This is a genomic window from Ensifer sp. GW101-20A05 (genome assembly GCF_059424735.1).
Genome location: NZ_JBWKZT010000007.1, coordinates 71,477 through 81,864 on the forward strand (window position 1 = coordinate 71,477; position 10,388 = coordinate 81,864).

Annotated in this window: 11 protein-coding genes and 1 tRNA gene; all 12 read right to left on the reverse strand. The window is 61.9% G+C overall.

Annotated features, from left to right (window positions below):
* Window positions 1-17: 17 nt before the first annotated feature.
* The gene (gene nuoI, locus AC070A_RS18655; RefSeq protein WP_025426590.1) at window positions 18-509 is read right to left on the reverse strand and encodes an NADH-quinone oxidoreductase subunit NuoI; all 492 of its coding nucleotides are present in this window, start codon (window positions 507-509) and stop codon (window positions 18-20) included.
* Between the two features lie 64 nt (window positions 510-573).
* Window positions 574-1,617, reverse strand: a complete 1,044-nt coding sequence (nuoH, locus tag AC070A_RS18660; protein WP_057252316.1) for an NADH-quinone oxidoreductase subunit NuoH — start codon at window positions 1,615-1,617, stop codon at window positions 574-576.
* A gap of 20 nt (window positions 1,618-1,637) precedes the next feature.
* Entirely contained in the window at window positions 1,638-3,719 is a 2,082-nt protein-coding gene (gene nuoG, locus AC070A_RS18665) for an NADH-quinone oxidoreductase subunit NuoG (protein WP_113479296.1), read from the reverse strand.
* Window positions 3,720-3,829: 110 nt separating this feature from the next.
* Window positions 3,830-4,480, reverse strand: coding sequence for a helix-hairpin-helix domain-containing protein (locus tag AC070A_RS18670; RefSeq protein WP_113479297.1), 651 nt, complete (start codon window positions 4,478-4,480; stop codon window positions 3,830-3,832).
* Window positions 4,481-4,486: 6 nt separating this feature from the next.
* Window positions 4,487-5,791: an NADH-quinone oxidoreductase subunit NuoF gene (gene nuoF, locus AC070A_RS18675; RefSeq protein WP_058321494.1), complete on the reverse strand. Its 1,305-nt coding sequence runs from the start codon at window positions 5,789-5,791 to the stop codon at window positions 4,487-4,489.
* Between the two features lie 11 nt (window positions 5,792-5,802).
* Window positions 5,803-6,930 (reverse strand): NADH-quinone oxidoreductase subunit E, encoded by a 1,128-nt coding sequence (locus AC070A_RS18680; protein WP_058321495.1) that lies wholly within the window; start codon window positions 6,928-6,930, stop codon window positions 5,803-5,805.
* A gap of 16 nt (window positions 6,931-6,946) precedes the next feature.
* Window positions 6,947-7,204, reverse strand: coding sequence for a hypothetical protein (locus AC070A_RS18685; protein WP_093232255.1), 258 nt, complete (start codon window positions 7,202-7,204; stop codon window positions 6,947-6,949).
* Window positions 7,204-8,394 (reverse strand): NADH-quinone oxidoreductase subunit D, encoded by a 1,191-nt coding sequence (locus tag AC070A_RS18690; RefSeq protein ID WP_058321497.1) that lies wholly within the window; start codon window positions 8,392-8,394, stop codon window positions 7,204-7,206. Before AC070A_RS18690 ends, AC070A_RS18685 begins: the two co-directional genes overlap by 1 nt.
* A 57-nt stretch (window positions 8,395-8,451) precedes the next feature.
* Window positions 8,452-9,057 carry an NADH-quinone oxidoreductase subunit C gene (locus tag AC070A_RS18695; protein ID WP_057252333.1) on the reverse strand — a complete coding sequence of 202 codons (606 nt, stop codon included), beginning with the start codon at window positions 9,055-9,057 and terminating at the stop codon, window positions 8,452-8,454.
* Between the two features lie 18 nt (window positions 9,058-9,075).
* Window positions 9,076-9,657 (reverse strand): NuoB/complex I 20 kDa subunit family protein, encoded by a 582-nt coding sequence (locus tag AC070A_RS18700; protein WP_057252335.1) that lies wholly within the window; start codon window positions 9,655-9,657, stop codon window positions 9,076-9,078.
* Window positions 9,648-10,013, reverse strand: a complete 366-nt coding sequence (locus AC070A_RS18705) for an NADH-quinone oxidoreductase subunit A (RefSeq protein ID WP_034803593.1) — start codon at window positions 10,011-10,013, stop codon at window positions 9,648-9,650. The genes AC070A_RS18700 and AC070A_RS18705 overlap by 10 nt, the downstream gene beginning before the upstream one ends.
* A 298-nt stretch (window positions 10,014-10,311) precedes the next feature.
* A tRNA-Asp gene (locus AC070A_RS18710) sits at window positions 10,312-10,388 on the reverse strand.

Genomic DNA, 10,388 nt, shown 5'->3' on the forward strand with positions numbered 1-10,388 from the left:
GGCGCGACGCTCTGGCCTCAGCGATAGGGCGAGTCCATTGCGATGTTGCGGGCGATTTCGCGCTCCCAACGGTCGCCGTTGGCGAGGAGCTTGTCCTTGTCGTAGTAAAGCTCTTCGCGCGTCTCGGTGGCGAACTCGAAGTTCGGGCCCTCGACGATGGCATCAACCGGACAGGCTTCCTGGCAGAAACCGCAATAGATGCATTTCACCATGTCGATGTCGTAGCGCACCGTACGGCGGGTGCCGTCATTGCGGCGCGGTCCAGCTTCGATGGTGATGGCCTGTGCAGGACAGATCGCCTCGCAGAGCTTGCAGGCGATGCAACGCTCTTCACCATTCGGGTAGCGGCGCAGCGCATGCTCGCCACGGAAGCGCGGGCTGACCGGCCCTTTTTCAAAGGGGTAGTTCAACGTCGCCTTCGGCTTGAAGAAATAGCGCATCGACAGAAAGAACGCGCCGACGAATTCCTTCAGGAACAGCGAGCTGACGGCTTGCGAAAGACCGGCCATCATTTACCTCCAGAATTGCCGGCCTGGGAGCGACCGGCGGTATGCTGCCAAACGTGAGCCATCGTCATGCGGCTCCCGTCAGCTTGAGAACGAATGCAGTGATCACGACCATTGCAAGAGAGATCGGCAGGAAGACCTTCCAGCCGAGACGCATCAGCTGGTCGTAGCGGTAGCGCGGAACGAAAGCCTTCACCATTGCGAACATGAAGAACACGAAGGACGCCTTCAGAACGAACCAGATGATGCCGGGAACCCAGTTCAAGAACCAGACGTCAACCGGGGGCAGCCAGCCGCCGAGGAACAGGATCGTCGTCAGCGCGCACATCAGGCAGATGGCGGCATATTCGCCGAGCATGAACATCATGTACGGGGTCGAGCCGTACTCGACCATGAAGCCGGCGACGAGTTCGGATTCGGCTTCCGGCAGGTCGAAGGGCGGGCGGTTCGTTTCGGCAAGTGCCGAAATGAAGAACACGATGAACATCGGGAACAGCGCCAGCCAATGCCAGTCGAGGAACGACGCCGGCAGGCCGAGATTCGTGCCGATGCCCGTGGACTGAGCGTTGACGATGTCCGTCAGGTTCAGCGAGCCGACGCAGAGCAGGACGGTAACGATGACGAAGCCGATAGAGACTTCGTAGGAGACCATCTGTGCCGCGGAGCGGAGCGCGCCGAGGAAGGGATATTTGGAATTCGACGCCCAGCCGCCCATGATGATGCCATAAACTTCAAGAGAAGATATGGCGAACACGAAGAGGATGCCGACGTTGACGTTCGCGATGACCCAGCCGGCGTTGAGTGGGATCACCGCCCAGGCGGCAAGCGCCAGCGTCACGGAAACGAGCGGTGCGAGCAGGAAGATCGCCTTGTTGGCGCCAGCCGGAATCACCGGCTCCTTGAAGACGAACTTCAAAAGGTCGGCGAAGGACTGGAAAAGTCCCCACGGGCCTACCACATTCGGACCACGGCGGAGCTGAACTGCAGCCCAGATCTTACGGTCGGCAAGCAGAATGTAGGCGATGAAAAGCAGCAGCGCGACCAGGAGCAGCAGCGACTGGGCGACCATGATGATCGTGGGCCAGACATAGGTCGAAACGAAAGCGTCCATGATACTCTATTCCCTCGCGCTCATTCCGCCGCAGCTTTGAAGTTGTTGCGTGCCAAAGCCGAGCATTCGGCCATGACGGCGGATGCGCGCGCTATCGGGTTCGTCAAATAGAAGTCTTTGACCGGAGACGCAAACACGGATTTGCCCATCTCACCGGCTTTTTGAGCAAGTGCGGCAATTTCGTCGCCGTTGCCGGTCGCGATCGCGTCGACATCCGCGAAATGCGGGTGAGCCGCATAGAGCTTCGAGCGCAATTCGCCAAGCGAATCAAAGGGCAGCTTCTTGCCGAGAACGTCGGAGAGTGCGCGAATGATCGCCCAGTCCTCACGCGCATCACCCGGTGCGAAGCCGGCACGGTTGCCGACCTGAACGCGACCTTCCGTGTTGACCCAGGTGCCGGACTTTTCGGTGTAGGTCGCACCCGGCAGAATGACGTCGGCGGCATGCGCGCCGTTGTCGCCGTGCGAACCGATATAGACGGTGAAGCCGGACTTGCGACCGGCAAGGTCGATCTCATCGGCGCCGAGCAGGAAGAGAACGTCGGAAGCGGTGACCATTTCGGCCGCCGTCTTGCCGTTCGCACCCGGTACGAAGCCGAGGTCGAGACCACCGACGCGGGAAGAGGCCGTGTGCAGAACGGCAAAGCCGTTCCACTCGGCAGTGACCGCACCGACGGCGCCCGCGAGCTTGGCGGCGGCAGCAAGAACGGCAGCGCCGCCCTCCCCTGCAATCGCGCCCTGGCCGATGAGAATCATCGGGCGCTGCGCCTTCTTGAGCGTCGCGGCAAACTTGCCCTTGCCGGAGACGAGTTCGGCGAGCGTTTCGGTGCCGGCGCCGAGATATTCGTATTCGTAGCGCAGCTCGCCGGGCTCCCCGATCACGGCGATCGGGAAGTTGCCCATGCGGTAGCGCTTGCGGATACGGGCGTTGAGGACCGAAGCCTCGAAGCGCGGGTTGGAGCCGATGATCAGCAGCGCATCAGCGCTTTCGATGCCGGCGATGGTCGGGTTGAAAAGGTAGCTGGCGCGGCCAAGCGACGGGTCGAGTGCGGCGCCGTCCTGGCGGCAATCGACGCTCTCGGAGCCGAGTGCTGCGATCAACTGCTTCAGCGCGTACATTTCTTCGACCGAAGCGAGGTCGCCGGCGATGGCGCCGATCTTGTCGCCGGAGGTCTTGGCAACGGCAGCCTTGACCGCCTGGAAGGCTTCGCCCCAGGTCGCCGGCTGCAGTCGGCCGTCCTTCTTGACATAGGGACGATCGAGACGCTGCGTCTTCAGGCCGTCCCAGATGAAGCGGCTCTTGTCGGAGATCCACTCTTCGTTGATGTCCTCATTGACGCGCGGCATGATGCGCATGACTTCGCGACCGCGGGTGTCGACGCGGATCGCAGAACCGAGTGCATCCATCACGTCGATGGATTCGGTCTTGTTCAGCTCCCACGGACGAGCAGTGAAGGCAAATGGCTTCGAGGTCAGCGCGCCGACCGGGCAGAGGTCAACGACGTTGCCCTGCAGTTCGGACGTCATCGCCTGCTCGAGATAGGTGGTGATCTCGGCGTCTTCGCCGCGGCCAATCAGGCCAAGCTCGGCAATACCGGCGACTTCGGTCGTGAAACGGACGCAACGCGTGCAGTGAATGCAGCGGTTCATCACGGTCTTGACCAGCGGGCCGATATACTTGTCTTCGACGGCGCGCTTGTTTTCCTGATAACGCGAGCTGTCGATACCGAAGGCCATCGCCTGGTCCTGCAGGTCGCATTCGCCGCCCTGGTCGCAGATCGGGCAGTCGAGCGGGTGGTTGATCAGCAGGAATTCCATCACGCCTTCGCGGGCCTTCTTGACCATCGGCGTGGTCGTGAAGACTTCCGGCGTCTCGCCGTTCGGGCCCGGACGCAGGTCGCGCACGCCCATGGCGCAGGAAGCGGCGGGCTTGGGTGGCCCTCCCTTCACCTCGATCAGACACATGCGGCAGTTGCCGGCGACCGACAGCCGCTCATGGAAACAGAAGCGCGGAACCTCGGCTCCGGCCTCTTCGCACGCCTGAAGCAGCGTGAAATGATCCGGTACCTCGATCTCTTTTCCGTCGACTTTCAGCTTTGCCATCTTCGTACTCAATCCTGTCTTCCGTCCATCGGCCTTCCGGCGACGGACAATTCCAACACAGCCTTGCTGCTTGCGGGCGATGACCGTCTCAGGTTCCCGCCCCTATTGTCTCACGCGCCCTTCAGCGCCTTGGCCTGTCCAACCCAATCGTCCCGCTTGATGCGGCCACCGAAACCGAGCTCGTCGTCAAAGCGAACAACGTCCGCCTCGCTCCAGCCGGCGATATCGGCAAAACCGCGAATGCCCTTCGCGTTGAGCACCTGCTCCAGCTTCGGGCCGATACCGGAAATCCGCTTGAGGTCGTCAGCAGCTTGCGCCTTGGCGCGCGCCGCGCGAACCTTGACCGGCTTCTCGACGGCGACCTTCTCATCGACCGGTTTTGCCGCAATACGATTTGGCGAAGCGGCGGGCTTCACGACCGTTTTCGCTTCTGCTTCTGTCGGGAGCGCCGTCTCGGCGACAACGGCGGTAACGTCCTGCTCTGCCGGTTCCACCCGCTTCTGAGCCGCCTCGACCGCACCCTGCATCGCGCCGAACATGGCGCCAGCAAAGTGGCTGGTCAGACCGAAACCGATGGCTGTTACCGCCGCCACAGCGGCAGCCGGGTGAACCATCAGCGGGTGCAGCGACACCTGCGGCAGGCCCTTCATCCATTCGGCCATGCCGAACGGATCGGCCGGATCACCGCCGAGCGGACGCGCGAATGGAATGCCTGTTTCGGCCTGCCCTTTCATCTGTCCCTCCTCGCGTGCACCGGCCATCGCCTGTTACTCCGCCGCTTCCAGAACCGCGCCGTGCGACGAGGCATTGCGCGTGTATTCGTCGATGCGCTTTTCCATTTCCGGACGGAAATGCTTGATCAGACCCTGGATCGGCCAGGCGGCTGCGTCGCCAAGCGCGCAGATCGTGTGGCCTTCCACCTGCTTGGTGACGTCGAACAGCATGTCGATCTCGCGCTTCTGGGCGCGACCCTGAACCATGCGTTCCATGACACGCATCATCCAGCCGGTACCTTCGCGGCACGGCGTGCACTGGCCGCAGCTCTCGTGCTTGTAGAAGGCCGAGAGACGCCAGATCGCCTTGATGATATCTGTCGACCTGTCCATCACGATGACGGCGGCGGTTCCAAGGCTGGAACCGACTTCGCGCAGCCCGTCGAAATCCATGATCGCGTCCTTCATCTGCGCGCCGGGCACGCAGGGAACGGACGAACCGCCGGGGATGACGGCGAGCAGGTTGTCCCAGCCGCCACGAATGCCGCCACAGTGCTTTTCGATCAGCTCATGGAACGGGATCGACATCGCGTCTTCGACCGTGCACGGACGATTGACGTGGCCGGAAACCGAATAGAGCTTGGTGCCGTGGTTGTTCGGCCGGCCGAAGCTCGTGTACCAGCCGGCGCCGCGGCGCAGGATGGTCGGGGTGACGGCGATCGACTCGACGTTGTTGACCGTCGTCGGGCAGCCGTAGAGGCCCATATTGGCCGGGAACGGCGGCTTCAGGCGCGGCTGGCCCTTCTTGCCTTCGAGGCTTTCGAGCAGGGCCGTCTCTTCGCCACAGATGTAGGCGCCGGCACCATGGTGCACGTAGATGTCGATGTCGTAGCCGAGCTTGTTGTTCTTGCCAAGCAGGCCGTAGGCGTAGCACTCGTCGATAGCGGCCTGCAGCGCCTCGCGCTCGCGGATGAACTCGCCGCGCACGTAGATATAGGCGACATGCGCACCCATGGCGAAGCTGGCGATGACGCAGCCTTCGATGAGCGTGTGCGGATCGTGACGCATGATGTCACGGTCCTTGCAGGTGCCGGGCTCCGACTCGTCGGCGTTGACGACGAGATAGTGCGGACGGCCGTCGCTTTCCTTCGGCATGAAGGACCACTTGAGGCCGGTGGGGAAGCCGGCGCCGCCACGACCGCGAAGGCCGGAGGCCTTCACTTCGTTCACGATCCAGTCACGGCCCTTTTCGAGCAGCTGCTTGGTGCCGTCCCAGTGGCCGCGCGCCATGGCGCCCTTCAGGGACTTGTCCTTGAGGCCGTAGATGTTGGTAAAGATGCGGTCTTCATCTCTGAGCATAATTCACCTCTTTACCGCGGCTTCTTGCCGAAGACCTTGATGTATTCGGCTTCGCCGCCCTTGGCGAGCGCCTTGGCCTGCTTGACCCAGTCGTCGCGTTCGATGCGGCCCTTGAAATTCAGGTATCCGTCGACCCACTCGCGCTCCGCCTTCTTCCACGAAGCAACTTGCGCGTAGGTGTAGATGCCCAGTTCGTTCAGCGTGCCCTCGATCTTCGGACCGACGCCCGAGATCAGCTTGAGGTCGTCGACGGCAGCCGGTTTTTCGATGCCGGCCGGGCGGTTCTTGTCCTCAAGCGACGGTTTGCCGGCAACGGCTGCAGCCTTGACCGGCTTCGACTTGTCGACGGTGTCGCCTTCGACCTTGGCGTTGGCGGCAGCCTCGGCCTTTGCCGTCGCCGGCGTCTTCAGGGAAGCATTGGTCTCGCTGGCAGCCGTCTTGACACGGCCGGCGTTGGACGGCGGCACGGAGACGGCCGGCGCGTCGCTGACCTTCTTGGCGCTGGTCGCCGCCTTGGCCGGAGCCAGATCAGCCAACATCAGCGACGTCAGACCGCCTTCCGGTGCGGAATAGATACGGTCGATCTGCGGACCGGGGGTGACTTCGGCACCCTTGCCTGCTTCGAAACGGTCGATGATCTGCTCGAGTTGCTCGGGCGTCAGGTCTTCGAAGGTATCCTTGAAGATCATGACCATCGGCGCGTTGACGCAGGCGCCCTGACATTCGACTTCTTCCCAGGAGAGCGTGCCGCTCTCATTGAGGGTGAAGGGATCGTGGGCGATCTTACTCTTGCAGACCTTGATCAGGTCTTCGGCGCCACGCAGCATGCACGGCGTCGTGCCGCAAACCTGAACGTGCGCACGCGTACCGACCGGCTTCAGCTGGAACTGGGTGTAGAAGGTCGCGACTTCGAGCGCGCGGATATAGGCCATGCCGAGCATGTCGGCGATCGACTCGATGGCGGCCTTCGTGACCCAGCCGTCCTGGTCCTGAGCGCGCATCAACAACGGGATGACGGCAGACTGCTCACGACCCTTGGGGTATTTCTTGATCGTTTCCTTCGCCCAGGCGGCGTTCTCCTTGCTGAAGGCAAAGCTCGCTGGCTGGACGGTGTCTTCGGCTAGTCGACGAACGGACATTCTAGTGGACACCTTATCAGTTAATCGAACCGCACCGCGATTTCGTCACAGAGACGAATTCGCAGGCATAGGCTGACTGGTCTTTCTGCAAAAATACGATGTAGCGCGTGCCATTGGCGACCGCGGCCTTGATCTCGTAGCCCTTGGCCACAAGGTCGGCCATCGAGCCCCCGCGCATGCCGCCCGACGTCGCGCCGCTATCGACCGATTCCTGTGCGGAAGCGGTCGATGCAAACGCGAGAAGAGCAAGCGTGGCCAGGGGCACGAGACGCATCAGCGGTCCACCTCACCGAACACGATATCGAGGGAGCCCAGCACGGCCGAAACGTCGGCAAGCTGGTGTCCCCGACAGAGGAAATCCATCGCCTGGAGATGCGCGTAACCCGGCGCACGGATCTTGCAGCGATAGGGCTTGTTGGTGCCGTCGGAGACGAGGTAGACGCCGAACTCGCCCTTCGGCGCTTCGACGGCGGCGTAAACTTCGCCGGCCGGCACGTGATAGCCTTCGGTGTAGAGCTTGAAGTGGTGGATCAGCGCTTCCATCGAGCGCTTCATCTCGCCGCGCTTCGGCGGAACGATCTTGCCGTCGAGCGACGAAACCGGGCCGACTTTGGCATCGCCGAGCAGGCGATCGACGCACTGGCGCATGATGCGCGCCGACTGGCGCATTTCGATCATGCGGATCAGGTAGCGGTCGAAGCAGTCGCCGTTCTTGCCGATCGGAATGTCGAATTCCATGTCGGAATAGCATTCGTAGGGCTGCGAGCGGCGCAGGTCCCAGGCAGCACCCGAGCCACGCACCATCACGCCCGAGAATCCCCAGGCCCAGGCGTCATCGAGTTTGACGACGCCGATATCGACGTTGCGCTGCTTGAAGATGCGGTTGCCCGTCAGGAGCTCGTCAATGTCGTCGACGGTCTTCAGGAACGGATCGATCCACTTGCCGATGTCTTCGACCAGCTCGTGCGGCAGGTCCTGGTGGACGCCGCCCGGACGGAAATAGGCCGAGTGCATGCGCGCGCCGCAGGCACGCTCATAGAACACCATCAGCTTTTCGCGCTCTTCGAAACCCCAGAGCGGCGGCGTCAACGCACCGACGTCCATGGCCTGCGTGGTCACGTTCAGCAGGTGCGAGAGGATGCGGCCGATTTCCGAGTAGAGGACGCGGATGAGCTGGCCGCGGATCGGCACTTCCGTGGCCGTCAGCTTCTCGATCGCCAGCGCAAAGGCGTGCTCCTGGTTCATCGGCGCCACGTAGTCGAGGCGGTCGAAATAGGGCACGGCCTGCAGATAGGTCTTGGTCTCGATCAGCTTCTCGGTGCCGCGATGCAGCAGGCCGATATGCGGATCGACGCGCTCGACGATCTCGCCATCAAGCTCGAGCACCAGACGAAGAACGCCGTGCGCCGCCGGATGCTGCGGGCCAAAGTTGATGTTGAAATTGCGGACGTTATGTTCGGTCATACCGATTGCTCCAGGCCGGACGGCAGCCGTTCAACGGCTACCGCGGGCCATTTAGTCTCACCGTGCCTTCGCCTTCTCGTCGCCGGGCAGGACGTAATCCGTACCTTCCCAGGGAGAGAGGAAGTCGAAGTTGCGGAATTCCTGCTTCAGCTCGACGGGTTCGTAGACGACGCGCTTGGCTTCGTCGTCGTAACGGACCTCGACAAAACCGGTGACCGGAAAGTCCTTGCGCAGCGGATGTCCTTCGAAACCGTAGTCCGTCAGGATGCGGCGCAGGTCCGGATGGCCGGTGAACAGAATGCCGTACATGTCGTAGGCTTCACGCTCGAACCAGTCAGCGCCGGGATAGACCGGCGTCGCCGACGGCACAGGCTCGTTCTCGCCGGTCTGGACCTTGATGCGCACGCGCAGGTTCTGGCGCGGCGACAGCAGGTGATAGACGACATCGAAACGGTCGGGACGCTGCGGCCAGTCGACGCCGCAGACGTCAACGAAGTTGATGAAAGCGCAGTGCACGTCATCGCGCAGGAAGGTGAGCAGCGCGATGAGGTTCGCAGACGTCGTCGTCAGCGTCAGTTCGCCATAGTTCAGCGACGCGTCGGAGATCAGCGCACCGCGTGTTTCGCGCAGGTAGGACGCAAGCTCGTTCAGGGCTTCACTCATATCAAAGACCCCCTGCCCTTAGCGCTCGATCGTGCCGGTCCGGCGGATCTTCTTCTGCAGCAGAAGCACGCCGTAAAGCAGCGCTTCTGCTGTGGGAGGACAGCCTGGCACATAGATGTCGACGGGAACGACGCGGTCGCAGCCGCGAACAACCGAATAGGAATAATGGTAGTAGCCGCCACCGTTGGCGCAAGAACCCATCGAGATGACGTAACGCGGCTCCGGCATCTGGTCGTAGACCTTGCGGAGCGCAGGCGCCATCTTGTTGGTCAGCGTGCCGGCGACGATCATGACGTCGGACTGACGCGGTGAGGCGCGCGGCGCGAAACCGAAACGCTCGGCGTCATAACGCGGCATCGACATCTGCATCATCTCGACCGCGCAGCAGGCGAGACCGAAGGTCATCCACATCAGCGAGCCGGTGCGGGCCCAGTTGATGAGCTCATCCGTCGAGGTGACGAGAAAACCCTTGTCGGCGAGTTCATTGTTGATCTCGCCGAAGAATGCATCATTGCTGCCGATCGGCTTGCCGGTGGAGGGATCGATGATCCCCTTCGGCTTGGGCGCAACGAGCGTAGTGCCGGATGCTGCTAGTTCCATTCCAGCGCTCCCTTCTTCCATTCATAGATAAAGCCGATCGTCAGCACGCCGAGGAAGACCATCATCGACCAGAAGCCGAACCAGCCCAGCTCATGGAACGAGACCGCCCAGGGGAAGAGGAAGGCCACTTCGAGGTCGAAGATGATGAAGAGGATCGACACGAGATAGAAGCGGATGTCGAACTTCATGCGGGCGTCATCGAACGCATTGAAGCCGCACTCGTAGGCCGACAGTTTTTCCGAATCAGGAGCCTTGAAGGCGACGGCGAAGGGAGCAATCAGAAGCGCCACACCGATCACCAATGCGATTCCAATGAAAATCGCGATCGGAACGTAGGAACCGAGAAGTTCAGTCATTGTTATCCGTCCCTGCCTGCGGGAGGGCGCATGGGAGAGCGCCAGAACAACAGATCTCGCAGGCCGAAAAATATGTTGCAACGCCAGAGTGGTTAGCGCAGCCCGCGCCCGTGCGCAAGCCTTCAAGGGTCAATTAAACCGGTTCGCGACACAGGATCGAATGGGTGGAGACGACAAAGCTCGGAATCGCAAGCCGTGACCGACTTTACCGTAAACAGCGGCAAGGAGAGACAGATTGCCGCAGTGCACAAATCAGGGCTAGCGCACGCAAAAACAGGAGGAGTGTAAGAAGAAGAAATGGCGCGAGTGACGGGGCTCGAACCCGCGACCTCCGGCGTGACAGGCCGGCACTCTAACCGACTGAGCTACACCCGC

Bases quoted from the DNA above. Each gene is read 5' to 3' on its own strand.
- nuoI (WP_025426590.1), bottom strand. From the start codon at position 509: ATGGCCGGTCTTTCGCAAGCCGTCAGCTCGCTGTTCCTGAAGGAATTC.
- nuoH (WP_057252316.1), bottom strand. From the start codon at position 1,617: ATGGACGCTTTCGTTTCGACCTATGTCTGGCCCACGATCATCATGGTC.
- nuoG (WP_113479296.1), bottom strand. From the start codon at position 3,719: ATGGCAAAGCTGAAAGTCGACGGAAAAGAGATCGAGGTACCGGATCAT.
- AC070A_RS18670 (WP_113479297.1), bottom strand. From the start codon at position 4,480: ATGGCCGGTGCACGCGAGGAGGGACAGATGAAAGGGCAGGCCGAAACA.
- nuoF (WP_058321494.1), bottom strand. From the start codon at position 5,791: ATGCTCAGAGATGAAGACCGCATCTTTACCAACATCTACGGCCTCAAG.
- AC070A_RS18680 (WP_058321495.1), bottom strand. From the start codon at position 6,930: ATGTCCGTTCGTCGACTAGCCGAAGACACCGTCCAGCCAGCGAGCTTT.
- AC070A_RS18685 (WP_093232255.1), bottom strand. From the start codon at position 7,204: ATGCGTCTCGTGCCCCTGGCCACGCTTGCTCTTCTCGCGTTTGCATCG.
- AC070A_RS18690 (WP_058321497.1), bottom strand. From the start codon at position 8,394: ATGACCGAACATAACGTCCGCAATTTCAACATCAACTTTGGCCCGCAG.
- AC070A_RS18695 (WP_057252333.1), bottom strand. From the start codon at position 9,057: ATGAGTGAAGCCCTGAACGAGCTTGCGTCCTACCTGCGCGAAACACGC.
- AC070A_RS18700 (WP_057252335.1), bottom strand. From the start codon at position 9,657: ATGGAACTAGCAGCATCCGGCACTACGCTCGTTGCGCCCAAGCCGAAG.
- AC070A_RS18705 (WP_034803593.1), bottom strand. From the start codon at position 10,013: ATGACTGAACTTCTCGGTTCCTACGTTCCGATCGCGATTTTCATTGGA.